The 23,735-nt window shown below is 68.2% G+C and carries 20 protein-coding genes; 5 read left to right on the top strand and 15 right to left on the bottom strand.

The features are described from left to right. Positions 1-137: 137 nt before the first annotated feature. Positions 138-2,672, bottom strand: coding sequence for a TonB-dependent receptor (locus ASE02_RS06500; RefSeq protein ID WP_056732342.1), 2,535 nt, complete (start codon positions 2,670-2,672; stop codon positions 138-140). 267 nt (positions 2,673-2,939) lie between these two features. On the opposite strand from ASE02_RS06500, the gene ASE02_RS06495 reads away from it, so the two are divergent. Next, positions 2,940-3,809, top strand: coding sequence for a DUF2189 domain-containing protein (locus ASE02_RS06495; RefSeq protein WP_056732339.1), 870 nt, complete (start codon positions 2,940-2,942; stop codon positions 3,807-3,809). 3 nt (positions 3,810-3,812) lie between these two features. On the opposite strand, the gene ASE02_RS06490 is transcribed toward ASE02_RS06495, so the two are convergent. The 4 genes from ASE02_RS06490 to ASE02_RS06475 are packed head-to-tail and all read right to left on the bottom strand — an operon-like array spanning position 3,813 to position 6,879. Further along, positions 3,813-4,310 carry a cupin domain-containing protein gene (locus ASE02_RS06490; protein ID WP_056732337.1) on the bottom strand — a complete coding sequence of 166 codons (498 nt, stop codon included), beginning with the start codon at positions 4,308-4,310 and terminating at the stop codon, positions 3,813-3,815. Further along, the gene (locus ASE02_RS22250) at positions 4,307-4,792 is read right to left on the bottom strand and encodes a carboxymuconolactone decarboxylase family protein (RefSeq protein WP_200957621.1); all 486 of its coding nucleotides are present in this window, start codon (positions 4,790-4,792) and stop codon (positions 4,307-4,309) included. Before ASE02_RS22250 ends, ASE02_RS06490 begins: the two co-directional genes overlap by 4 nt. Then, the gene (locus tag ASE02_RS06480; protein ID WP_056732770.1) at positions 4,785-5,882 is read right to left on the bottom strand and encodes an alpha/beta fold hydrolase; all 1,098 of its coding nucleotides are present in this window, start codon (positions 5,880-5,882) and stop codon (positions 4,785-4,787) included. Before ASE02_RS06480 ends, ASE02_RS22250 begins: the two co-directional genes overlap by 8 nt. Before the next feature lie 4 nt (positions 5,883-5,886). After that, positions 5,887-6,879: an aldo/keto reductase gene (locus ASE02_RS06475; protein WP_056732335.1), complete on the bottom strand. Its 993-nt coding sequence runs from the start codon at positions 6,877-6,879 to the stop codon at positions 5,887-5,889. A 116-nt stretch (positions 6,880-6,995) separates the two neighbouring features. Between ASE02_RS06475 and ASE02_RS06470 the strand changes: the two genes are divergently transcribed. The 3 genes from ASE02_RS06470 (at position 6,996) to ASE02_RS06460 (ending at position 10,006) form a co-directional block, all read left to right on the top strand. Beyond that, positions 6,996-7,886 (top strand): LysR family transcriptional regulator, encoded by an 891-nt coding sequence (locus ASE02_RS06470; RefSeq protein WP_056732333.1) that lies wholly within the window; start codon positions 6,996-6,998, stop codon positions 7,884-7,886. Positions 7,887-8,269: 383 nt separating this feature from the next. Next, positions 8,270-8,617: a hypothetical protein gene (locus ASE02_RS06465; RefSeq protein ID WP_156405935.1), complete on the top strand. Its 348-nt coding sequence runs from the start codon at positions 8,270-8,272 to the stop codon at positions 8,615-8,617. Positions 8,618-8,722: 105 nt separating this feature from the next. After that, positions 8,723-10,006, top strand: coding sequence for a D-serine ammonia-lyase (locus tag ASE02_RS06460; protein ID WP_056732768.1), 1,284 nt, complete (start codon positions 8,723-8,725; stop codon positions 10,004-10,006). A 19-nt stretch (positions 10,007-10,025) separates the two neighbouring features. On the opposite strand, the gene ASE02_RS06455 is transcribed toward ASE02_RS06460, so the two are convergent. From ASE02_RS06455 to ASE02_RS06410, 10 genes are all read right to left on the bottom strand, one after another. Beyond that, positions 10,026-10,667, bottom strand: a complete 642-nt coding sequence (locus ASE02_RS06455) for a histidine phosphatase family protein (RefSeq protein WP_056732330.1) — start codon at positions 10,665-10,667, stop codon at positions 10,026-10,028. Between the two features lie 10 nt (positions 10,668-10,677). After that, positions 10,678-11,076 carry a hypothetical protein gene (locus ASE02_RS06450; RefSeq protein ID WP_056732328.1) on the bottom strand — a complete coding sequence of 133 codons (399 nt, stop codon included), beginning with the start codon at positions 11,074-11,076 and terminating at the stop codon, positions 10,678-10,680. A 64-nt stretch (positions 11,077-11,140) separates the two neighbouring features. Next, on the bottom strand, positions 11,141-11,725 hold the full coding sequence (locus ASE02_RS06445; protein WP_156405933.1) for a TetR/AcrR family transcriptional regulator: 585 nt from the start codon (positions 11,723-11,725) through the stop codon (positions 11,141-11,143). Between the two features lie 262 nt (positions 11,726-11,987). Further along, positions 11,988-13,694 (bottom strand): MFS transporter, encoded by a 1,707-nt coding sequence (locus ASE02_RS06440; RefSeq protein ID WP_056732765.1) that lies wholly within the window; start codon positions 13,692-13,694, stop codon positions 11,988-11,990. Positions 13,695-13,798: 104 nt separating this feature from the next. Beyond that, a complete protein-coding gene (locus ASE02_RS06435; RefSeq protein ID WP_056732764.1) occupies positions 13,799-15,214 on the bottom strand; it encodes an aldehyde dehydrogenase family protein in 1,416 nt (471 codons plus the stop codon). A gap of 225 nt (positions 15,215-15,439) precedes the next feature. Next, on the bottom strand, positions 15,440-16,939 hold the full coding sequence (locus ASE02_RS06430) for a CoA-acylating methylmalonate-semialdehyde dehydrogenase (protein ID WP_056732324.1): 1,500 nt from the start codon (positions 16,937-16,939) through the stop codon (positions 15,440-15,442). Positions 16,940-17,000: 61 nt separating this feature from the next. After that, the gene (locus ASE02_RS06425) at positions 17,001-17,537 is read right to left on the bottom strand and encodes a hypothetical protein (protein WP_056732322.1); all 537 of its coding nucleotides are present in this window, start codon (positions 17,535-17,537) and stop codon (positions 17,001-17,003) included. A gap of 26 nt (positions 17,538-17,563) precedes the next feature. After that, positions 17,564-18,679: an alanine dehydrogenase gene (ald, locus tag ASE02_RS06420; RefSeq protein ID WP_056732321.1), complete on the bottom strand. Its 1,116-nt coding sequence runs from the start codon at positions 18,677-18,679 to the stop codon at positions 17,564-17,566. A 160-nt stretch (positions 18,680-18,839) separates the two neighbouring features. After that, a complete protein-coding gene (locus tag ASE02_RS06415) occupies positions 18,840-20,795 on the bottom strand; it encodes an FAD/NAD(P)-binding protein (protein WP_056732762.1) in 1,956 nt (651 codons plus the stop codon). A 149-nt stretch (positions 20,796-20,944) separates the two neighbouring features. Then, positions 20,945-22,258 carry an aspartate aminotransferase family protein gene (locus ASE02_RS06410; RefSeq protein WP_056732319.1) on the bottom strand — a complete coding sequence of 438 codons (1,314 nt, stop codon included), beginning with the start codon at positions 22,256-22,258 and terminating at the stop codon, positions 20,945-20,947. A 355-nt stretch (positions 22,259-22,613) separates the two neighbouring features. Between ASE02_RS06410 and ASE02_RS06405 the strand changes: the two genes are divergently transcribed. After that, positions 22,614-23,648, top strand: a complete 1,035-nt coding sequence (locus ASE02_RS06405) for a LysR substrate-binding domain-containing protein (protein WP_056732317.1) — start codon at positions 22,614-22,616, stop codon at positions 23,646-23,648. The last annotated feature ends 87 nt before the right edge of the window (positions 23,649-23,735 follow it).

Genomic DNA, 23,735 nt, shown 5'->3' with positions numbered 1-23,735 from the left:
CCAGCCTCCCCCGGCCCGCTTGTGCGGACGACGACATTTCGCCTGGGGCCCAATGTCCGCAGTTGCCGGACCTTGGCGAGGTGCGAACCAAATCCCTGGTGGTGACCGGAAGACACCCGCCACCAGGGGCAAGGCGGTCAGAAGATCAGCTTGCGCACGGTCAGACGCACGGAGCGGCCGACCGGATCCATGATGTCGGGCTGGTAGCTGATCGGCGTGACCCCGGCCGGCGTGCGCACGTCCTGACGTGCGTCGAAGAGATTGTCGATCGACAGCGTGGCGCGCGCGCCGCGCAGCCACCGATGCTCGCGCGCGATCGGCTGGGCGCCCAGGTCCGCGAACAGACGCAGGTTGACGGTGGCGAAGTCCTCGAACTCCAGGTTCTCGCCGCTCGCGCCGCCATCGACGTAGGTCGCACTCTTCCATTTGGCGTTCATCGCCACGCCGAGCCCGGCGCGGGTGAAGTTCGTCTGAAGGTCGACCTGGTGGCGGGGCGATCCGCCGCCAGAGCCAAGAGCGCCGCCGTCCAACAGGTCAAGCACCGGCAAGCCGGGCCGGATCAGCACCTCATCGCGGAACGCCACCGTATGATAGAGGCCGATCTGGAAGACGCCGCCGCGTGGCCCGCCGCCGCCAAAGCCCCCGAACCCGCCGCCAGGCCGCCCGCCGCCGCCCGGACCGCCCATGAAGCCGCCCGGTCCGCCGGCCGGCCCTCCGGCCGATGGCGGCCCGGCGCCTTCGCCGGGACGCGCCGCCGCCTGGGCCCCTTCCCGAGGGGCCTCCGCCGGCGCGGCGCCGGGCTGGGGCTCGCCAGCCGCAGGACGTCCGCTCGTCGATGAATCCTCGGCGCCTCGCTGGCCTTCGGCGCGGGGCGCGCCGCCTCCAGCCGCCCGCCGCCGCATGGCGGCGATAGCCTCGGGACTGGGGGTCGGCCCCACAGGCCGTGAATAGGTGAAGCCCCAGCGGAGCTCGTCGCGCGACTGGCGTGCGAAGTTCACCGGCCGGGCGTCAACCTGCACCAGCACCCCGTCGGCGTCGCGCCGGAACCGATCGGGAAAAGCGGCCTCCACCTGGGTCGAGGCCGATGGGAAGGCGACGACGGCGTCTTCGGTACGGGTCGAGACGTAGTTCGCCTGGAACGACAGGTTGGTCTTGTCGAACGGCTTGTAGCTGACGCCGAGCTTCAGGACGTCGCGGCGGCCGCCGTCGAGGTCGGCCGAGCCGCCGCTGACGCGGATCACCTCCACGGTCTCGCCCCGCTCGAAGTCGAACACCCGCACGCCGGGCGTCGCGGTCACGGGGTCGCCCAGCTGATTCATGGTCGGCGCCTGGTCGGTGCGGCTGAACGAAGCCATCACCCGGAGCGGCTTCACCGGGGTCCAGTTCAGGCCATAGCCGATGCTCGCCAGCTCGCCGAAGTCGGACAGGTTCTGGACGCCGAGGTTGAGATTGCCAGAGACCTTTCCAAGCGCCTCGCCCAGGCCCTCTCCGGCCCGGGTGATCGGAACGTCGAAGCTGGCCTGCACCTGGCCGATGCTGCGGGTCAGGTCGCTCGATTGGCTGGCGCCGGCGCGTAGGGCGTCGCTCTCGAGCTCCATCCTTGAGACGCGGCCCGTCAGGGTCGAACTGACCTGGCCGGCCGGCAGGGACCAGAGCGCCCGGTTCAGCACGATGTCGGACTGCGCCGAGGTCGTGACCGCCCGCGTGCGGTCGGTGTAGGCCAGGCTGCTCAAGGCGCGGTCGGTCGTCGACTTCGCCACGTCGTAGGCCAGCTCGCCGGTGTAGGACCATTGCCAGCCCGCATAGGCGCCGCTGAGCACGCCGGCCAGGCGGCTGTCGTCGACGTCCGATCGCCGGATCAGCGGCTCGCCCGAAAGAGACGACCGGCCGAGCCTGGCCTGGCTTTCGGTGGACTGGAAGGTCCCGTTGATGGTTCCCGAGACGCCGCGGCCCAGCGGTTGGGCCAGCACGGCGTTCAGCGTCACGTCGGTCGAGCCGGGCTGCAGGGTGCGGAACGCGCCCTCGCCGCCGGCCACGTCGCGGTCGCTTTCCAGGATGGGTTCGACCTGCGTCACCTTGGCGTCGAGCGTCAGGCGACGCCCCTGCCCGATCTTCAGCAGGCCGCCATGCGCGCCCGTGGTCGCGCCGCCGCCAGGCTGCGTGGGCGTGGTCGCCGCGCCCTCGGCCAGCCAGGCGCGAAAGCGCTGGCGCAGCACGATGTTGACCACCTTCTGATCGGCCGGATAGCCGTACTTGAGCGAGACTTCCTCCGGCAGGATGTCGACGCGGGCGATGGCCTCGGTGGGCAGATCGCGGATCTCGGAGAAGCCGGAGGTCCGCGCGCCGTTGATCAGGACGACCGGCCGCCCGCCCCCGCCCTGCCCGCTGGTCGTCTGGGGCGCCAGGGCGTCGAGCAGCTCGGTGACGCTCGCCGCGCCATAGGCCCGGATCTCGCGAGGCGAAATCGACAGCTCCGGCGCGATGTCGCCAATGACCTGGCCAGGCAGGGTGCGCCCGGCGGTGACCACCAGTTCCTCGACTTCGGTCTCATCGCCAAGGTCGGAGGTCTGCGCCTGGGCGCTCCCGACTGCGAGGGCTGCAAGCGCAGCGCCGGCCAGGAGGCGAAGGATCAGGCCGGCCGGAACGCGGCCGATGGCGGGAGCGAAACTCAAAACAACAATCCTGGAGTCTGGACACGAGGGAGGCGGCGGCTTGACCGCACGGCTTATGGGCTAAAACGAGCGGGCGAGGATGTTCCGTCGCTGATGCGGCGACGTTTTTGCGGCGCGCCCTGATCGGCGTGTCATGGATAGCGCCCAAGCGCTGCTTCGTGGTAGGCTGAGGTTACGATCTGCAGAGTGACGGCCCGTGTCAGACACCGGCTCAACTAGCGGGAGTCTTGCGCCGGCCGCGCCCCCTGATGGGGCCGGAGATATGCAATGGCGACCCGAAATCATATCGTAAATCCATTCGAGTATCTGCTGAAGGGGCTGACTTGGCCCTTCGCTGGGGAACATCGACGTAGCGATCCGGCCGCCCGTGCGGCGGCCCGCGTGACGCCCCAGGTCCGCCGCATCGAGGCGGCCGACCTATGGGATTCATTGCGAAAGGGATTGGCCGACTTCGCCGCCGCGCGCGACGACGTGATCTTCATCGTGATCATCTATCCGCTGGCCGGGCTGGCGTTGGCGACCTTCGCCTCGCGCTACGACCTGCTGCCGATGATCTTCCCACTCCTCTCCGGCTTCGCGCTGCTCGGACCGGTCGCCGCCGTCGGCCTCTATGAGGTCAGCCGCCGCCGCGAACGGGGCGAGACGGTAAGCTGGGTGAACGCCGTCGGCGTATTTCGCTCGCCCGCGATCGGCTCCATCGTGGGGATGGGCCTAATCCTTGTCGCCCTCTTTGTCCTGTGGCTGGCCACAGCCTACGAGATCAGCCTGATAGCTTTCGCGAACGGACCGCCCGCCACCGTGGACGGCTTCGTGCGGCAGGTGTTCGCCACTGGCGAAGGACGGTGGATGATCGGGGTCGGGATCGGCGTCGGCTTCCTCTATGCGGTCGCCGCGTTCGCCTTGAGCGTAGTCTCCTTCCCGCTGCTCCTCGACCGGCACGTGGACCTGGACGTGGCGATCAAGACCTCGCTCAAGGTCGTCGCCCAGAATCCGGTGACGATGGCGCTCTGGGGCCTGGTCGTCGTCGCCGCCCTGGTGATCGGATCACTGCCCGCGCTCGTAGGGCTCATCGTGGTCCTGCCAGTGCTCGGCCACGCCTCCTGGCACCTCTACCGCAAGGCGGTGGCGCCGACCTGACCCTCACCCCTTGGACGGGCCGTACCCGGCGTCGGGATCAGCGCTGCGATCTTCGTCGGAGACGGCCTCCATCCAGACGACGGACCGGCCGTCCAGCGTCTCCGAGACGGCGATGTGGGTCATCCCCGACCAGGGCGTGGCGCCATGCCAGTGCTTCACGCCTGGCGGAATCCACACCACGTCGCCGGGGCGTATTTCTTCGACCGGACCGCCCCACTTCTGAACCTGTCCGACGCCTGTCGTCACGAAGAGGGTCTGGCCCAGCGGATGGGTATGCCAGGCCGTCCGCGCGCCGCGCTCGAAGCGGACAACCCCGCCGCCGACGCGCGCCGGTCCTTGCCGTTGGAAGCGGGAACTCACGCTGACCGCACCGGTGAAGTTGGGAGCGCCGGCGACGGGCGGCTCGGACTTTGAGCGGTCGATCGTGATCGGCATGGCTTGGGCGCTGGCGGCCGAAGCGGCCAAGACGATGCAAGCGACAGGCGCGGCGATGGTTCTCATTTTCCGTTCTCCTTTTGCGGCGGCGCGCCGACGTCAGATTTGAAAACCTCCCGAGCGACACCCACCGCCGAGATCGCGTTGGGCCAGCCGGAGTAGAAAGCCAGCTGGGTGATCGCTTCGACGATCTCCACCTCGGTGACGCCGTTCTGACGCGCGAGCCTGATGTGGGAGCGGAGCTGATCAGGGCGGTTGAGCGCCACCAGGGCGGAGACCGTCACCAGGCTGCGGTCGCGCTTGGAGAGTTGCGGGCGTTCCCAGACATCGCCGAGCAGCACCTCGTCGGTCAGCTCCGCCAGCTTCGGCGCGATGTCGCCCATGAGCTGCTGGGCCCTGGACGGTTGCTGGGCGGCGACGCTCTGGACCGGCGGCGGGGCGTCGCGCTGTTGGGCTTGAGCCGGGGCCGCGGCGGCGAAGACAGCGCCGCCCGCCAGAAGCAGGGGCCAGACGAAGCTGCGCACGGGGTTCAGCGTCGGATCAGTCAAGTTTCTTCTCCTCCAGGAACGTCGAGACAAGGTCGGCGATCTGAACATTGTTGAGGTCTGAGAAGGGGAAGTGGGTGTTCCCCCGAACGCCGACCTCGGGCAGGTGCACCAAGGTCACCTGGCCGCCGTGCTTGTTGACCGTATCGGCCCACTTACGCGCCATCTCCAGGCGCGCGCGCCAACTGTCCTGCGCCGGCATTTCCACAGGCCGATCAGGAATGTTGTCGCCGTACAGGATCAGGATGGGGATCTTAGTCAGCGCCATGAACTGGGCCGCCGGGACGGAGGCGCCCGCCACCGTGTCGAAGGCGCTCGGGATCGGAGGCGGAACCTCACCCTCGGGGAAGACGAAGCTGCTCCCCGGCTCGAAGGCCACGATGGCCTTGACCTTCGGGTTCTTGACGGCGGTGAGCCAACCCGGACCGCCGCCCTGCGAATGGGTGAACAGAACGCCCGGACCGATCTGATCGAACAGCGCCGATACGCCGTCCGATACGACCTCCATATCGAACGGTCCGGTGTTGGCGGTCATGGACCGGAAGAACTGGTTGAGCGCCTCGGGCCCCTGGTCGAACTGGACGCCCTCGAAATAGGCGGGCCAGAGCCCGACGCGGAACTGGTTGAACCAGAGCTGCTCGTCCGGTGTGGGCGCAAGGGTCGCTGCGACCATGCTGCGGCCGGCGTCGCCTCGCCGCGGTTGATCGATCAGATAGGTCGAGAAGCCGCGACGCAGGAAGATCGTCTGGAAGCCCTCACGCCCGTCGGCGGTGGTTTCCCAGGTTTTCGCTGACTGCCCGGCCCCATGCCACATCACGATCGGATAGCGGCGCGCGTTCACCGGGACCTGGTAGAAGGCGTAGACGTGGTCGCCGCGATAGGTCTGTCCCGCAGGCTCCAGCGGCTTTAACGGATTGAACGTCCCCGGGGCGGTGGACATCGTCCCACCCACCGCGAAGCTGCCTTGGCTCTGGATCGCCAAGGGCTGGTTCACGACCGCCGGCTTGGCTGTAGCTGCGGTGGCGCCCAAGGGGGCGACGCAGACCATCAGGGCCGCAAGACAAGCAGGCCAGCGGCGCGTCAGGGCGCTCATCAGATCAACCATTGGTTTGGGCCAGGACAGCCTCAGGCAGCCGCGCGCCCTGGATGGTGATCTTCGACGCGGCGTCATCGATCGCGCGGAGATCTTCGGGCGAAAGGTCGACGTTCACCGCGCCAAGGTTCTCTTCCAGACGGCCTAGCTTCGTGGTGCCGGGGATCGGGACGATCCAGTGCTTCTGAGCCAGCAGCCAGGACAGCGCGACCTGGGCCGGCGTCGCCTGCTTGCCCTCGGCGATTGTTTTGAGCAGCTCGACAACGGCCATGTTGGCGGCGCGCGCCTCGGCCGTGAAGCGCGGGGAGATGGTGCGGAAGTCGGTGGGCGCCAATTGGGTCGCGGGATCGATCTTGCCCGTCAGGAAGCCGGCGCCGAGCGGGCTGAACGGCACGAAGCCAATCCCCAGCTCGCCGCAAACATCCAGGACGCCATTGGCTTCGACGTCCCGCGTCCACAACGAGTACTCGTTCTGCAGAGCGGTGACCGGCTGCACGGCGTGCGCCCGGCGGATCGAGGCGATGCTGGCCTCGGAGAGTCCGAAAAACTTCACCTTCCCCTGCCCGATCAGGTCCTTCACCGCCCCGGCGACATCCTCCATCGGAACGTCGGGATCGACCCGATGCTGGTAGAGGAGCTCGATACGGTCGGTCCGCAGGCGCCGCAGCATGGCGTCGACCACCTGTCGGATGTGCTCGGGGCGGCTGTTCAGGCCGCCAAGCCGAGCGCCGCTCTGCGGGTCGATGTCGAACCCGAACTTGGTGGCGATCACCACCTCTTCACGGAACGGCGCGACCGCTTCGCCGAGAACCTCCTCGTTGGCGAACGGACCATAGGCCTCGGCCGTATCGAAGAGAGTCACCCCACGCTCGAACGCCGCGCGGACCATCTGGACGGCCTCGGGCCTTGGCGTCGGCTCGCCATAGCCGGACGACAGGCCCATGCAGCCATATCCGAGGGCGGAGACCTCAAGGTCTCCCAGCTTGCGCTTTTGCATGTTGGCTCCTGCCATCTGATCGCCGGGCGGATCCTGCGACGAGTGACAAACTAGGGCGCGCGCATCTCGCGCATTAGCCGCTAAGATGTGCATGGACCTATATTGGGAGCTTATGAATGCGCCGCGAGGATCTTGGCGGTCTGGCCGCCTTCGTCGCCGTGGCCGAGGAGCGCAGCTTCACCCGCGCCGCCGCAAGACAGGGAACGTCCCAATCGGCCCTGAGCCAGACGGTCAAGCGGCTCGAGGCCCGTCTGGGCGTGCGGCTGCTGACCCGCACCACCCGCAGCGTCGCGCCGACCGAGGCTGGCGAGCAGTTGCTGGCGTCCGTGCGCTTCGCCTTCGACGAGATCGACACCCAGCTCGTCGCGCTGAGCGAACTGCGCGACAAACCCACCGGCACGATCCGCATCACCGCCGGCCACCACGCGGCGGAGTCGGTTCTGTTCCCGGCCCTTGAGCGGCTGCTCCCCGACTACCCGGACGTGAACGTCGAGCTTTCCGTCGACACCGGCTTTCGGGACATCGTCGCCGATCGTTTCGACGCCGGGGTTCGCCTGGGCGAGCGGGTCGAAAAGGACATGATCGCCGTGCGCATAGGCCCGGACCTGCGCATGGCGCTGGTGGGCGCGCCGTCCTACTTCGAGCGACACCCGAGACCGCAGACGCCCCACGATCTGACCGGCCACAACTGCATCAACCTGCGCTTTCCGACCCTGGGCAGCCTCTACACCTGGGAATTCGAGAAGGACGGCCGCGAGCTGAACGTCCGCGTGGAAGGCCAGCTGACGTTCAATGAGACGCGCCTGATCGTCCGGGCGGCGTGCAGCGGCCTCGGCCTGGCCTTCGTTCTGGAAGATCACGTCCTGGAGCATCTGGCGGACGGCCGCCTGGTTCGCGTGCTCGAAGATTGGTGTCCGCCGTTCGCCGGATATCATCTGTACTACCCCAGCCGGCGACAGCACACGCCCGCGTTCGCCATCCTCCTGGACGCGCTGCGACACCGCTGATCGCAGGCGTCGTCCGGCGAAGAATATTGCGGGATCCCTGGCGCGCGACAGGCTTGCGCCATAGTCCCGCCGCACCGCCCGTCTCGATTGGCGGCGGGGGCCGTCTGGTCACGCTTGAAGGTTCAGTTTTGCACAAGAGGTCCGGTCCACGGTCCGCCCTGGCGGTCCTGCTGGCGATGGCTCTGCATGGATTTCTGGTTATCGGGCTGCTCCGGACGCCTGAGGAACCCGCGCGCCGGGAGACCGTCGTCGACGTGATGCTAGCGCCGCCGTGGCGGCGGCCCATGCCGTCGGCGCCGGAGAAGCAAAAGCGCCCGCCGACGCCGGTCAGCGAACACCATTCGGAACGACCGTCACGCCCAGCGGGGCCCGCCGGGCCCGCGGTGAAAGTCACGCCCCAGGCGGCGCCGAACAGCGGCGCTTGGCAGGTGCGCGAAGCTGGACCGCCGGAGCAGGAGGGCGTGCGTCGATCCTTGCGCACCGGCGTCGGCTGTCGATCTGCGAACTTCCTTTCGCTCACCAAGGCCGAGCGAGCGGCCTGCGACGAAAAGCTGGCCGCCGGCGCGAAGGACGCCCGCGCCTACGCCGTCGTCAGCCCCAAGCTGAAGAAGGCGTTCGACGGCGTGTTTGAATGCCCGAAGGACGATGTCTGGTGTGAGTACAAGATCGGCAAGGGCCCCTACCCCGGCCTGTTGACGCCCCGCCGCAAGAAGCAACCCGGCTGGGATTGAGCCCCGTATCCGCCGGGCCGCTAGAAGCCCCCCTGCTGCTCTCCCGGCGCGGGTGCGTCAAGTTTCGGGTTTGCCTCCGACGCGCCAATGCGGCTCCAGTATCTCATGAGCGATGATCAGACCTCGGCCGCGGGCCGCCCACGCGACAGCCTTGCAGCGATCGCCTCCCTGGTTCGTGGAGAAGCCGCCGTCTGGCTGCGCGAGCCCGGCCTTGGTCTGGCCGTCGACGCCGCGCCCCTGACGATCGAGGAGGTGGAAGACGCGCGCGCCAGGTTCATAAGGTTCGAACCTGTGCTCAGCACCCTGTTCCCATCGGGCGGCTGGGACGGCCAGATCCGCTCGGAGCTGATCGCCTACCCGGGGTCCGGCGCCCCGAACCTGCTGGTGAAGTGCGACCACGCCTTGCCCATGGCCGGGTCGGTGAAAGCGCGCGGCGGCGTCTACGAACTGCTCTGCCACGTAGAGGAACTCGCCCTGCGGCGTCCGCTCATTTCACCCGGACAGTCCCTGGAGGCCCTGCTGACGCCAGAGAGCCTTGCGGTCCTTGAGGCGCGTCGGATCGTCGTCGCCAGCACCGGAAATCTGGGCTTCGCGGTCGGCCTGGTGGCTCGGGCGCTGGGCCTTCAGGCCGAGATCCATATGTCCCATGACGCCAAGACCTGGAAGAAGGATCGACTGAAGTCGATCGGCGCCACGGTGATCGAGCACGCCTGCGACTACACCGGCGCCGTGGCCCGCGCACGGAGTTCGGCGGAGGCCGAAGACGCCTACTTCATCGATGATGAAAACTCCCGCCGGCTGTTCGTCGGCTACGCCGCCGCCGCCGCCGAACTGGCCGGCCAGCTCTCGGCGCGCGGCCTCACGGTCGGACCCGACAGCCCGCTGATCGTCTACCTGCCCTGCGGGGTGGGTGGCGCGCCAGGCGGCGTCACCGCCGGCCTGAAGCAGATCTACGGTCAAGACGTGCTGGCGGTCTTCGTCGAGCCGGTCGCCTCGCCCTGTGTCTTGGTCGCCTTGGCCGCCGGCCAGGGCGTACCTGTCAGCGTCTACGACCTCGGGCTCGACAACGACACGATAGCCGACGGCCTCGCTGTGCCCTCGGCTTCGCCCCTCGTTCTCCAAGCCATCGGCCGCAACATCGACGCCGCTGTCGCGGTCACCGATCAGGCCATGGTCCAATGGGTTCGCCGAGCCTGGGCGGAGGCCGGCCTACGGCTGGAGCCCTCGGGCGCCTCGGGTTTCGCCGCGCTGGCTCTGTTTATCGAACGGGCGCGCGTCGCCGGCCTGATCAACCCGACCGCCACGCCGATCCATGTGGTCTGGGCTACGGGCGGCTCCCTCCTGCCCGAGCCGGAGTTCTCCGCTCTGCTGGCGAGCGACGCCGCCTGACTATCTGGAGGGCTCGGCCTCAGGCCGACAGCTCCGCCAGATGGGCGCAGTCGTTGAGGCTGAGCAGGTAGCGATTGAACCATTGATCGTCTTCTCGGAGATGGCTGATACCGCCGGAACTCGATCTGAAATTCACCCAGCCCACGGCGTCCAGCGGCATCCGGATCCAGGCGGCGATGGCGAAGGTGACCGCGTAGCCGTGGGTCACCACGACCTGGGTGGCGCAGGGACTTCGCGCGATCTGGTCCATGGCCCGGTAGATGCGCGTGGCGAACTCGCGCTTGGTCTCGGCGTCCTCGATACCGTCGCGATGATCGAGCCGGTTCCCCTCCTTGGGCGCATAGACCATGCGTTCTTCCAGCCACGCCTCGGGCCGGCCGCCCGCCGATCCGTAGCTGCGCTCGCGCAGGTCGCTCCAGTGCGTCACCTCCGCCCGCAGAGCCTTTGCGATCGGCGCCGCCGTCTGCGCGGTGCGACGAAGGTCTGAGGAGTAGACCTCAATGGGCGATGCATCACCGACCAGCTCGGAGATCCGCTTGGCGATGGCCGCCGCCTGACGATGGCCAAGCTCGGTGAGTTCGCTGTCGTACCAGCCGCCCACCAGGCCTTCGACATGGTGTTGCGACTGGCCGTGAGCCACGAGGTAGATGTCCTTGGCCATGACGCTCCCTTTAGGCGCTGGCCGAGCTGCGAGCGCGCAGCACCTTGGCCGACAGGATGGTCATGCTCAGCGGCAATCCCCACAGGATCGCCTTGATCGCAATGATCAGCGTCTGGTTCGCCTCCCAGCTGACGCCCTTGAACTGCGCCTCCAGCTGGTTCCAAAAGCTCGATGACATCATGCCGGTCGCGTAGGCGCTGGCCACCAGCATGATGATCCATCCGGCAGGCCACCGCCGGACCACGGCCACCGCCGCCCACAGCAGCAAGCCGCCGGCGACATAGTCCTCCAGCAGCGTCACCGGCGTGTGGAGCCAAGCGCCGAACCCGCGGCGAACGGTCTCAAGGACCGGGAACAGGACGCCAAGGATGATCGCCGACGGGACGGCGAAACGGGCGGCAGGGGACATCGCGACCTCCAAAAACCTATTACATGCACCGTGCATGAAATGGGTCCCGGCGGCAACTGCTGACTCAGGGGCGCGTTGCCAGGCGCTTGATCATCGCCTCCAACGCCCGGCGAGGGCCTGGATCGCCGGCGCTTTGAGCCAGCGCCGCCTGGACGCCCGCGCCCAGGATCACCTCGGCGTAGCCGGACACCTCATGGTCTGAGATCAGGTCATCGGACACCCAGTGGCCGAGCGCGTGATGCAGCAGCGGCTCGAAGGCCCCGCGCAGTCCCTCGCGCCATTCGTTCCAGCCCAGCACCACCGGCGCGTCGACGAACAGCAGCCGCCGCCGATGGGGATCCAACGCCAGGTCCATCAGGACGCCGACTCCCTCCCCGAGCTCAGCGACCGAGTGGGCGCGCTCCATTGTCTGGTCGGCGATCAGTTGCGCGGTCTCAGCCAGGACATGGCTGAAGGCGGCGGCGAAAAGTCCGCGCTTGCTGCCGAACTGATACTGCAGCGCCCCGCGCGTGAGGTCCGCCGTCCTGGCGATGGCGTCTTCGCTCAAGGCGTCGAAGCCGTGCTCGCCGAACGCCGCGATCCCCGCCTCCAGCAGGCTGGCGCGGGTCGCATCGGACCATCGGCGCGGCGCTTTGTCCGTTTTCGGCATCAACAGGTCATGGAGCTTGAACCGGCGCCAAGTCAACGCCGCCCGAGGCGGCGCGAAGGTCCGCGGGACCGAAAACGACCCTCGACCCGAAATGGCCTTATTCGAACCATTGCGAAGCTTCGATCGGCTCCCAATCTATATCTCGACAGCGGGATCAGCCGGCCTCCCCCCTCGGCCCCCGCGTCTTCAAGGTCAGCGCCCGCGCCCTCCCCCCGGCGCGGGCGTTGTTCGTTTCAGCCCGGCCCGATCGCCCAGAGCGGCGTCAAGACGCGCGCGTCGGATCGGTCAGGGTCTCGGCCATTTCCTGGTCGGTCAGCGGCTCCATCGCCGCGGCGCGAGTCGGGCGCTCGATCATGCGGTGGATGCGAGGGCGTTCGTCGCCGCGATGCAGGGCGCGCACGTGGTCGGTGATCGTCCGGTCGGCCTGGGTGATCCGCTGATTGTGGCGCACATAGTCCACCCAGGTCGGGGTGTGATAGCGCTCGATCCACACGCGCGGATCGGCCAGGTCGCGGAGCAGCGTCCAGTGACGCGCCCCGTCGCGGCGACGGATACGGCGGCGGTCGGCCATCGCGGCCAGGAACTCGTCGATGTCGCTCTCGTCGATGATGTACTCGATGGTGATGACGATCGGCCCGCTGCGCGGCTCAATCGACAGGGCCAGGTCCGGCTCGGTCCAGGCCCCGATGAGATCGAGGTTGAGGCCCGAGGTGGATGCCAGCGGGACCCGCAGCCCGATCAGGGCGCAGAGGAGCTGGGCCGCGCCGGCCACGCACAGGGTCAGCAACAGCCCCTCGCGCTCGGCGATCATCCCCCAAGTCCAGCTGCCCAGCGCCATGCCGCCGAACGCCGCCATCTGGTAGAGGGCCAGCGCCCGGGCCACGACCCAACGCGGCGCCGACATCTGGACCGTGACATTGAAGGTCGACAGCGCCAGCACCCAGGCGCCGCCGCCGAAGACCAGCGCCGCCATGCCTGCCGCCAGCCAGTTGCTGAACGCCAGGGCGATCGTCGCCACGCCGAACACCACACAGGACCAGCGGACGATCAGCTCGTTGGACATCTTGCTGCGCAGCCGCGTGCTGAGCACCGCCCCGCCCACCGCGCCGGCCCCGAACGCGCCGAGCAGCAGTCCGAAGACCAGAGGGCCGCCGCCCATGGTGTCGCGCGCGACCAGCGGCATCAGCGCCTGCACGGCGCTGGCGGCGAAGCCGAACACCAGCGCGCGGAGCAGCACCGAGCCGATCCGGCCCGACATGGCGGCGTAACGCAGCCCGGTCCACATCGCCACGCCCAGCCCCTCGCGCGGCAGGGTCCGGACATCACGCTCCGGCTTCCATCGGGACAGGACGAAGAGCAGGCCGGTATAGGTGAAGGCGTTGACGGTGAAGGCCGCGGCCGCGCCGGCGGCGGCGACGATCATGCCGCCCACGGCCGGCCCGACGCTGCGCGCCAGGTTGAAGCCCATCGAGTTCAACGCCACCGCGCCGGCGAGATCGCGCCGCGGCACCATCTCCCCCACTGAGGCTTGCCAGGCGGGGCCGTTCATCGCCGCCCCGCAGCCGATCAGGAAGGTGAAGCCCAGCAACACCCAGGGCGTGATCCAGCCCAGCCAGGCGAACAGGCTCAAGGACACCGACACCGTCAGCATGAAGCCCTGCGCCGCCAGCATCATCTTGCGCCGGTCGAAGGTGTCGGCCAGGGCGCCGGCCGGCAGCGACAACAGCATGATCGGCAGGGTGACCGAGGCCTGGACCAGCGCCACCATTCCGGCCGAGCCGATCGAGGTCATCATCCACGAGGCGCCGACCGACTGGATCAACCCGCCGAAGTTCGACGCCAGGCTGGCGAACCACACGGCTCGGAAGATCGGGCTGTCCAGCGAGGCGAGAAGCGACGGTGCTGCAGGCTTGGAGCCCGGATCGGCCGCCGATGGCGGGGAGCTAGACGAACGGTCGCGCCATTTCATCAGGGCAGGCTGATCCTGGGCTTCTGAGGACATCCGGGAACGAGACACCCTGGATACCAGAGGCGCGGCGACTAGCCTTCGCTAAATGTCGCCGCCGGCCTCGCTCAGCCCTTCGCGACGTAGACAGCCTGGGGCGCCATGTATTCCAGCAGGCCGTCCATGCCGTTCTCAACGCCCAGGCCGCTGTTCTTGCGGCCGCCGAACGGGGTGTCGGGACGCAGATTGAGGTTCTGGTTGATCCAGACCGTGCCGGTCTCCATGCGACGGGCGATGGACATCGCCTGGTCCAGGTCCTTGGACCAGACCGCCCCGGCCAGGCCGTACTCGCTGTCGTTAGCGCGATCGATCACCTCGTCGATGTCGGCGAACTTCAGCATCGGCAGGATCGGACCGAACGCCTCCTCCTGCACGACGCGCGAGCCTTCCGGCGGATTGTCGACGATGGTCACCGGTACGAAATAGCCGCCCTCTGGCACCGGGCCGCCCTGGATCAGGGTCAGATTGTTGGCCTTGGCGTCGTCCAGCAGGTTCATCACCCGGTCGTACTGGCGCTTGTTCTGGATCGGCCCCAGGACCGTGCCCTGTTCGCCGCCGTCGCCGACCTTCACCGCCGCGGCGATGCCGGCCAGCCGGTCGCGCAGGCCGTCATAGACGTCCTCGTGCACATAGAGGCGCTTGGTCGCCACGCAGATCTGGGCGGTGTTGAAGAACGCGCCGAAGAAGATCTTCTGCGCCACCTCGTCCAGGTCGACGTCCGGCATCACGATGGCCGCGTCGTTGCCGCCGAGTTCCAGGGTGACGCGCTTGAGATCCTTGGCCGCGCTCTCCATCACCCGCTTGCCGGTCTCGGTGGAGCCGGTGAAGGAGATCTTGTCGAAGCCCGGATGGCTGGTCATCCACGGGCCAAGGTCGTCGCCGCCGCTGATGACGTTGAACACGCCGGGCGGGAAGATGTCGCGGAACAGCTCGCCGATCTTCAGCGTGCAGAGCGGCGTGAACGGCGAGGGCTTCAGAACCATGGTGTTGCCGGCCACCAGGGCCGGGGCGACCTTCCACATGGCCAGGGTGACCGGGAAGTTCCACGGGGCTATCGCGCAGACGACGCCCAGCGGGGCGTAGCGGGTCTCGATGAACTGGGTCGCCGAGTCCTCCGACACATGCACCGGCGGCGTCATCTTCGACACCGCCTGCAGCCAGGCGCCCGCGCCCTGGATCTCCTGCTTGGCGGCGTCGACCGGACGCCCCTGCTCCTTGGTGAACAACCGGCCCAGTTCCTCGGCGTGAGCCAGGAGCGTTTCGCCGGCCTTGCGCACCAGCGCCTGCCGCTCCTCGATCGGCGTCTTGCGCCAGGTCTTGAAGGCCTTGCGGGCGGCCGCCACCGCGGCGTCGAGCTGATCGCGGCTGCAGTCGGGCGCCGCGGCGAAGGCCTGGCCGGTCGCCGGATTGACCACGTCGATCGTGGCCTGCGTGCGCGCCGCCTGGCCGTCGATGGTCATCGTGTAGTCAGCTTGGAAGTTCATGGCGGCGGTTCCCTCTTCGATCGACCGGATGACTGCGCGCGCGTCAGGTCGGCCAGGTTCGCTGGCTTGGACCTGCAATCCGCGCGACGTTTCCGATCACCCCAATGGTTTAGCTGAACGGGGTCACCTGGCCCCGCGCCCTTTGGGTGCGGATTTAATTTTGATCGCGCGAGCCGGTCAATCGAATCTCCACGGCCGGCCGCCACCGGCCGTGGTCTTGGCGGGTCAGTTCATCGTCGGAATGACAAAGCTCTGGTCGACCACGCCGCCGTCGTTGGGCCAACGAGAGGTGACGACCTTGGTGCGCGTGTAGAACCGCACGCCGTCCATCCCGTACTGGTTGAGGTCGCCGAAGCCCGACCGCTTCCAGCCCCCGAAGCTGTGATATGAGACCGGCACCGGGATCGGCACGTTGATCCCCACCATCCCGACCTCGATCTCGGCGGCGAACTCGCGGGCCGCGGCGCCGTTGCGGGTGAAGATGGCGACGCCGTTGCCGTACTGATGGCGCGAGACCATCTCGATGGCTTCCTGGCTGGTCGCCACGCGGACGATCTGCAGCACCGGGCCGAAGATCTCCTCCTCGTAGGTCTTCATGTTCGGGGTCACGTGATCGAACAGGGTCGGCGCGAGGAAGTAGCCTTCCTCATGGCCCTGAAGCTGGAACCCGCGCCCGTCGATGACCAGCTCGGCGCCCTCATCGACCCCCATCTGGATGTAGTCTTCGATCCGCGCCTTGTGAGCCGCGCTGACCACCGGGCCGTAATGCGCCTCGGCGTCGGAGGAGACCCCGACCCGCAGGGCCTCGATCGCCGGGATCAGCCGGGCCCGCAGCGCCTCGGCCGTCGCCTCGCCGACCGGCACGACCACCGGCAGCGCCATGCACCGCTCGCCGGCCGAGCCGTAGGCCGCGCCCAGGATGTCGCTGACCGCCTGGTCGAGATCGGCGTCGGGCATAATCACGCCGTGGTTCTTGGCCCCGCCCATGCACTGCATGCGCTTGCCGTTCGCCGCCCCGCGCCCATAGACATACTGGGCGATATCCGAGGACCCGACGAAGCTCACCGCCTTGATGTCGCGATGATCGAGGATTGCATCCACGACGGTCTTGTCGCCATGGACGACGTTCAGCACCCCGGCCGGCAGCCCCGCCTCGATCAGCAGTTCGGCCAGGCGCACCGGGACCGAGGGGTCGCGTTCCGAGGGCTTGAGGATGAAGGCGTTGCCGCAGGCGATGGCCGGCGCCAGCATCCACAGGGGGATCATCGCCGGGAAGTTGAAGGGCGTGATGCCCGCCACCACGCCCAGCGGCTGGCGCATCGAATAGACGTCGATCCCCGGCCCCGCCCCGTCGGTATATTCGCCCTTCAGCAGATGCGGGACGCCGCAGGCGAACTCCACGACATCCAGACCGCGCTGGATATCGCCGACCGCGTCGGAGATCACCTTGCCATGCTCGGACGCCAGCAGGGCGGCGAGCTCGGCCATGTTTTCCTCGATCAGCCGCTTGAACTGGAACATCACCCGCGCCCGGCGCTGCGGATTGACCGCCGCCCAGGCCTTCTGCGCGACCTTCGCCGAGGCGACGGCGCGATCCACCACCCCGGCGTCGCCCAGGATCACCTGCGCCTGCGGCCGCCCCAGACACGGATCGAATACGTCCTGCCGGCGGCCGCTCTCGTCGCTGACGCGCGCGCCATCGATGAAGTGCGTGATCGTACGCATGTGGTGGTCCTTGATCTCGTCAGTCGAATTTGGAGGGTGTCAGGCGGGGCTCACCCCGCGCCTACTTCTTCTTGCGCCAGTAGAGGTCGTACTCAGTGACCCAGGTCTTGCCGCCGTCCTCGGTGGCCAGCGAAAGCTCGCGGACGCCGCCGTCAGGTTGGGCGAACAGGGTCCAGTGCCGCAGCCGCTCGCCGCCGCTGGCGGTGCGCGCGGTGGTCACGTAGCGCATCTCGCCGGGCTTGATCAGCTCGCCCTTGAAGTAGGTCGTGCTGCCGGTGTCCGAGACCCAGAAATAGTGCCAGGATTTCAGCAGCTTCGAATAGGTGAAGTGGCCCATGCCATGGCCCTTTGAGGCCGGATCGGCGGGCGTCCAGGTCTCGACGATCGTGCAGCCGTTCAGCGCCCATTCGAGCTTGGCCTCGGCGGTGCGCTTGTCCTTGTTGTAGACGTCCCAGGTCCCGACCGAGAAGTCCTGCAGCCGGAAGTTCGGGTCGGCTTGGCAACTCGCGGCCGGCGCGGCCTGGGCTGATGCGGCGCTAGCCGTCAGAAGGAAGACAGCCGCAACGGCGGCCCCGCTAAAGGCGTGGATCTTGCGCATGTCTGATCTCCGGGCTGGCGTTACGGTCAATGGAGCGAGGCTGTTTCGAGGGGCCGGCACGGGAGGCCCAGACTGGCGGCGACCGCCTGATTGGTGATCCGCCCCTGATGGATGTTCAGGCCGACGGCGAGATTCGGATTGTCCGCCAGCGCGCGCATCCCGCGGTCGGCCAGCGCCAGGCCGAATGGCAGCGTCGCGTTGTTGAGCGCGACGCTCGAGGTGGCCGGCACTGATCCTGGCATATTGGCGACGCAGTAGTGGATCACCCCGTCGACCTCGAAGGTCGGCGCGTCGTGCGTGGTCGCGCGCGAGGTCTCGAAGCAGCCGCCCTGGTCGATCGCGACGTCCACCAGCACCGCGCCTGGCCGCATTCGGCCCAGCATCTGGCGGGTGATCAGCTTTGGCGCGCTGGCTCCGGGGATCAGCACCGCCCCGATCACCACGTCGGCCTCGAAACTCTCGCGCTCGATGGCCTCCATGGTCGAGACACAGGTCCTCACCCGTCCGCCAAACAGTTCGTCGAGCTGGCGTAGCCGGGGAATGGATTGATCGATCACGGTGACCTCGGCGCCGAGGCCCACGGCCATGCGGGCCGCATGGGTTCCCACCACGCCGCCGCCGATCACCACGACCCGGGCGGCCGGAACCCCCGGCACCCCGCCCAGCAACAGGCCGCGCCCGCCATTGACGCTCTTGAGCGCGGACGCCGCGGCCTCGATGGCCAGCCGACCGGCGACCTCGCTCATCGGCGCCAGCAGCGGCAGGCCGCCGCGTCCGTCGCTCACCGTCTCATAGGCGATGGCCGAGCAGCCGGATTCGATCAGGCCCCGGGTCTGTTCGGGGTCGGGCGCTAGGTGGAGGTAGGTGAACAGGATCTGGTCCGAGCGCAGACGCGCCCACTCCACGGGCTGCGGCTCCTTGACCTTGATGACCATCTCCGCCTCGCCGAAGATCTCGTCGGGGCTCGACACGATATCGGCGCCCGCCCGGCGATAGATCTCGTCATGGGCGCCGATGGCTCGGCCCGCGCCGGTCTCGATCAGAACCTCATGGCCGCGCGCGACATACTCGCGAACCGCGCCAGGCGTCAGACCGACGCGATATTCGTGATGCTTGATCTCTTTGGGGACGCCAATACGCATCGCCTATCCTCTGATATTCACCACCGGCCATCGCCGAGATACTCTGGAGAACGTGCGGATAGTCTCGCCCCCGCCCCTCTTTGCTATGGGCGTTTGAGCTCGCCCCGCCTAGATGACTTCGGACCCGCAAACTGGTGCGCGCAGAGCACCAGTTTCGGAGTCAGAGCCGACCGAACGGATAGACGCGCTTCTCCACCACCTCGCTCACCGCGCGGTGAGCCTCCAGGAAGGCGGCGTCGGTGTGCGGGCTGGCCGCGGCGTCGGAATTGGCGATGGAAATCAGGCCGTAAGGCTGGCGACCGACCACGCAAGGACGCTCCGGGCTCTGGGTGTAGGCCCACTCCATCGGGTCGTAGAGGCTGTTGTAGGTATAGGCGTAGCCATGCGGCCAGCGGTTGACCGCGATGCCGGCGATATCGCGCGCCGGATCGAAACCGCCCGCGCCCAGGGTGCGGCCCAGCTGATCGCGGATGTTCCGTTCGAAGGTCTCAAACGACGTGGCCAACAGTTCGGCCCGGCCGACGCGGTGCTGGTCGCGCTTGGGCAGTCCAGGCTTGTTCATGACCTTGACCAGATGCAGCGCGATCGGCTCGTCCGGCGTCTTGGCGTGTTGCAGCCCGCCGAGGCTGGCGGCCTCGGTCAGCTCCACCGACTCGTGGAAGCTGGACGGGCTGGAGATGCGCGCGACGCCGAGCTTGTCGAAGGCGCGCCAGTTGCGGATCGCGACGCTGGTGTAGATCAGCGGCCCCTTGACCCCATAGGCCAGGGCCTCGCGCTGGGCGGCCGGCAGCTCCGGCGCCAGGTACGGAATGAACATGTTCCAGCAGGCCATGATCACCGCCTTGCCTCGAACCCGTTGCAGCTGGCCGGCCTGGACATAGGTCACCAGGGCCTCGGTGGCCTTGGCCACGTCCCCGTCGTGCTTGACGTTGACGACGGTGCTGTTCAGGCGGATCCGCGTGGATTGCCCCTCCACGTCCAGCTTGCCGTAGTCGACCATGGCCAGGCCCATATCCTCCTGGCTGGCGCCGTCGATCGCGCCCGGGATCAACTTGCGCACCAGCAGCCGCGCCACGGTCGCGTTGCCGTCCGGGAAGTGGACCTCGCGCTCGCCGGACTTCTGGCGTCCGTGCTGGCCGCCTGGCAGGTCGGCGAACAATCCCTCGGGCAGGGCCGACAACTTCAGGCCTGCGAAGCCGGGCGATCCGTTCGCCCAGGCATAGAGGGCCGGCATGGCGTCGGCCCCGACGCAGAACGTCCCGCTGCCGGAGTTCTGGTAGAACCAGTAGACCTGCGGATCGACCTTCGCGATCTCGAGCAGGTAGTCCTTGTAGGAGGTGCGGGCCAGGCGCTCCATTTTCTGCGCGCCGGTGAGGCCAGGCAGATAGTCCGGCTGATCGGGGCTCATCAGCCGCAGCATGTCGGCCTGCGCCTTGGCCGATAACGGCGTGGCGGCGAGGGTTTCCGGGGTCATTCCGCGTCGGCCGCCGGGCTTGGCGACCACTAGGCGATCCTTGCCCCAGGTCTCCTTGTCGAAGAAGTAGCCCGAGCCCAGGCCGCGCGAGCGATAGAGGGCGTCGTTGTCCTTGTTGGCGCGCTCATAGCGTTCGACATCGACGCCGATGTCGTCGAGCACGGTCTTGGCCCACTGATTGTAGCGCTCAGGCGACTCGATGTTCAGCGTACCGCCGTTGATCACCAGCAGCTTGCCGTCGACACGGAACTCGTTGCGCTTGGCGTGACCGCCAAAGTCGTCGTGGTTCTCCAAGATCAGCACGCGGGCGTCCGGGCCGACGTCCTTCAGGAAGAAGTGGGCGGCCGCCAGGCCGCTCAGCCCCCCGCCGACGATCACTAGGTCGTAGGTCTTGTCGGTCTCGCGCGCCGAGGCGATGTCGAGCGTGCCGTCCCGCAAGGCGTGCGCGGATTCAAACGAGCCCGGATGGCTGCCGCGCATTCCGGTCCGCGCCGGCGGATAGGCCGATTGCGCCGCGGGCTTCGCCGCAGCGGCCGAGGCCGCGCCGGGGACGCCGAGCGCGCCGACCGCCACGCTCGCTCCGTTGACGAAGTCGCGGCGACTGATCGACCGGTCCATTCCAAGGCTGCGATCGTTGGACATCGTCATGATCCGTTCGGTTGGGTCTTGTGAGACGCCGCGCCCGGGCGTTGGGACGCCCCGTCAGCGCGCCGCCCCATCTTGGGCCCGGTGGGCGTCCGGTGAAGTTGCCAAGCAGCGCCGGGGCTGGTGTGCTTCGATCACCGGGACGGTCAGGCGACCGCCCCGATCGCCTCGCGCAGGGTCTCGACGATGTGGTCGATCTGGGCGAGCTCGACGATGAACGGCGGCGAAAGCGCGATCACATCGCCGGTCACCCGCACCAGGACGCCCTTATCAAAGCAACGGTTGAACACCTCGGTTGCGCGTGCGCCGGGCGCGCCAGGCCTCGACGCCAGCTCGATCGCGGCCATCAATCCAAGGTTCCGAATATCCGTCACGTGGGCGACGCCCCGCAGGGAGTGCACCTGGTCCTCGAAGTGGGGCGAGATGTCCGCGCAGCGCTGGAACAGGCCCTCCTCCTCATAGACGTCGAGGGTCGCCATGGCGGCGGCGCAGGCCAACGGATGTCCCGAATAGGTATAGCCATGGAAGAGCTCGATGCCCCCGTTCGAGGCGTCGGCGATCGCATCGAAAATCCCTTCCCGGGTGATCACGCCGCCCATGGGCACGGCGCCGTTCGTGACGCCCTTGGCGATGGTGATCATGTCCGGCGTCACGCCGAACCAGTCGGCGCCGAACGGCGTCCCCAGACGGCCAAAGCCCGTGATCACCTCATCGAAGATCAGCAGGATGCCGTGCTGGTCGCAGATCTTGCGCAGGCGCTGCAGATAGCCGGCCGGCGGAGGCAGCACCCCGGTCGAGCCGGCGACAGGCTCGACAATCACCGCGGCGATGGTCGAGGCGTCGTGCAGGGCGACCAGCCGTTCAAGGTCGTCCGCCAGTTCGACGCCATGCTCGGGCAGCCCCCGCGAAAAGCCGTTCCGCTCGATGTCCAGCGTATGGCGCAGGTGATCCACGCCCGGAAGCAGGGTGCCGAACGTTCGGCGGTTGGCCGGAATTCCCCCGACCGAAATGCCGCCGAACCCGACCCCGTGATAGCCGCGCTCGCGGCCGATCAGCCGGGTGCGCCCGGCCTCCCCGCGCGCGCGATGATAGGCCAGCGCGATCTTCAGGGCGCTGTCGGCGGCCTCGGAGCCCGAGTTGCAATAGAAGACCTGGCTGAACCCGGCGGGCGCCATCGCGACCAGCCGCGACGACAGCTCGAAAGCCATCGAATGGGCGAGCTGGAACTGAGGGGCGAAGTCGAGGTTCGCGGCCTGCTTCTGAATAGCCTCGACGATCTTGCGGCGATTGTGCCCAGCATTTGAGCACCAGAGTCCCGAGACGGCGTCGAGGATCTGCCGTCCGTCGTTGGTCTGATAGTACATGCCGTCGGCCGACATCAGCATCTTGGGCGCGGCCTTGAAGGCGCGGTTGGCGGTGAACGGAAGCCAGTAGGCCTCCAAGTCGTTGGGTATGGTCACTGCCGCTCCTGAAATGCGCGCCGAGGGCCTCGCCGTCGCCGGCTGAAGGCCTCGGGGTAGGTTTACATCGGCCTGGGCCGCGCGCCGGGCCTCCGCAGGAAGCAACTCGCCGCGCGAGCTTCGGCGTCACTGTTGACGTAGGAAGTTCCGCCCATTCCGTGGAGGTGCTTACGCCACGCCGTCTGGTGACCGGGCGACACCTCGGCGCGGGACGTCTGAGCATCGCGCCGGACCGTGGTGCGAACTGCACATCCCACAGGCGAATTACGGTCTATGCGACTGTAGCCCCCTAGCGCCTTTGACAAGGAATACCGCCTGTGTTGGGCTCCGCGCCGGCCTGGGGAGGGCCGCAATAATGAGTGACGTCGAATCGCCGCGCCCTGGCGCGCCAAGCATCGTCGCCGACCGTCGGGCTATCCCGCCCTTCGCATCCTTGCGCGCCTTCGAGGCCGTGGGACGGGTGGGCGGCATCCGCAAGGCCGCGCTCGAGCTCTCGGTCGACCACGCGGTCGTCAGCCGCCACCTGCGCGCCCTGGAGGCGTGGCTCGGCGTGGCGCTGTTCGATCGCAGCTCCTCGGTCCCGCGCCTGAACGCCACCGGGCGGCACTATCACCAGTCCATCGCCGCCTCCATCACCGACATCGCCCGCGCCACCCGTGACGTGGTGGGCTCCCAGAAGGGCGAGCGGCTGCTGATCTGGTGCGTGCCGGGCTTCGCCAGCCGCTGGTTGGCCGCCAACCTCGACCTCTTCGCGCAACTGCATCCGGGTATCGAGATCGAACTGAGGCCGACCGACACCAGCCCGGCGTTCGGGTCCGACGAGGCCGACGGCGACATCCGCTTCGTGCGCGACATCGGCGGCGGCGGCCCCCCGCCCGGCGTCGACTGGCTGACCTTCGCCAGACCCAGCGTCGTTCCGGTCGCCAGCCATGACTGGATCGCGACCCATCCGCCGATCAAGACCCCCTGGGACCTGGTCGACCTGCGCCTGCTGCACGAAGAGAGCGACGAGGAGTGGCGGGCCTGGTTCATCGCCCATGACCTCGCCGTCGGCGCACGACTGCTGGGCCCGCGGCTTTGGCACGCCCACCTCACCCTAGACGCCGCCCGCCGGGGTCAGGGCGTGGCCCTGGCCAATCCGTTCCTGATCGCCGACGACATCTCCGAAGGCTTCCTGAAAGTCGTCGGCCAGCAGCCTGGCCGCGAGGTCGGCGCGAAGATCGGCGCCTATGTGTTCGCCACCCGCGAGGACGCCGTCGCCCGCCCGGCTATGCGCAAGTTCCGCGACTGGCTCGCGGCCCGGGCCGGGGCGTTCCTGCAGGATCGGGAGATGGCCGAGCCGCCGATTGAGCGCGCCGTCCTGGCGCACGCGGCCCTCTCCGTCCAGTAGCCGGCGCCGGCCGCGAAGACGGCGCCTTCAGAACGCAAAACAGGGGCCTGAAAAGGCCCCTGTTCGCATGACTTGTAGTGTCTCCGG

It is taken from the genome of Phenylobacterium sp. Root700 (assembly GCF_001429025.1).
GTDB lineage: Bacteria > Pseudomonadota > Alphaproteobacteria > Caulobacterales > Caulobacteraceae > Phenylobacterium.
The sequence above is the reverse complement of the archived record's forward strand: the minus strand, read 5'-3'. Positions and strand labels throughout refer to the sequence as shown.

Excerpts from the sequence above, each read along its gene's own strand:
- ASE02_RS06495 (WP_056732339.1), top strand. The coding sequence starts at position 2,940 with ATGGCGACCCGAAATCATATCGTAAATCCATTCGAGTATCTGCTGAAG.
- ASE02_RS06490 (WP_056732337.1), bottom strand. The coding sequence starts at position 4,310 with ATGAGAACCATCGCCGCGCCTGTCGCTTGCATCGTCTTGGCCGCTTCG.
- ASE02_RS06480 (WP_056732770.1), bottom strand. The coding sequence starts at position 5,882 with ATGAGCGCCCTGACGCGCCGCTGGCCTGCTTGTCTTGCGGCCCTGATG.
- ASE02_RS06475 (WP_056732335.1), bottom strand. The coding sequence starts at position 6,879 with ATGCAAAAGCGCAAGCTGGGAGACCTTGAGGTCTCCGCCCTCGGATAT.
- ASE02_RS06470 (WP_056732333.1), top strand. The coding sequence starts at position 6,996 with ATGCGCCGCGAGGATCTTGGCGGTCTGGCCGCCTTCGTCGCCGTGGCC.
- ASE02_RS06460 (WP_056732768.1), top strand. The coding sequence starts at position 8,723 with ATGAGCGATGATCAGACCTCGGCCGCGGGCCGCCCACGCGACAGCCTT.
- ASE02_RS06455 (WP_056732330.1), bottom strand. The coding sequence starts at position 10,667 with ATGGCCAAGGACATCTACCTCGTGGCTCACGGCCAGTCGCAACACCAT.
- ASE02_RS06450 (WP_056732328.1), bottom strand. The coding sequence starts at position 11,076 with ATGTCCCCTGCCGCCCGTTTCGCCGTCCCGTCGGCGATCATCCTTGGC.
- ASE02_RS06445 (WP_156405933.1), bottom strand. The coding sequence starts at position 11,725 with ATGCCGAAAACGGACAAAGCGCCGCGCCGATGGTCCGATGCGACCCGC.
- ASE02_RS06440 (WP_056732765.1), bottom strand. The coding sequence starts at position 13,694 with ATGAAATGGCGCGACCGTTCGTCTAGCTCCCCGCCATCGGCGGCCGAT.
- ASE02_RS06435 (WP_056732764.1), bottom strand. The coding sequence starts at position 15,214 with ATGAACTTCCAAGCTGACTACACGATGACCATCGACGGCCAGGCGGCG.
- ASE02_RS06430 (WP_056732324.1), bottom strand. The coding sequence starts at position 16,939 with ATGCGTACGATCACGCACTTCATCGATGGCGCGCGCGTCAGCGACGAG.
- ASE02_RS06425 (WP_056732322.1), bottom strand. The coding sequence starts at position 17,537 with ATGCGCAAGATCCACGCCTTTAGCGGGGCCGCCGTTGCGGCTGTCTTC.
- ald (WP_056732321.1), bottom strand. The coding sequence starts at position 18,679 with ATGCGTATTGGCGTCCCCAAAGAGATCAAGCATCACGAATATCGCGTC.
- ASE02_RS06415 (WP_056732762.1), bottom strand. The coding sequence starts at position 20,795 with ATGTCCAACGATCGCAGCCTTGGAATGGACCGGTCGATCAGTCGCCGC.
- ASE02_RS06405 (WP_056732317.1), top strand. The coding sequence starts at position 22,614 with ATGAGTGACGTCGAATCGCCGCGCCCTGGCGCGCCAAGCATCGTCGCC.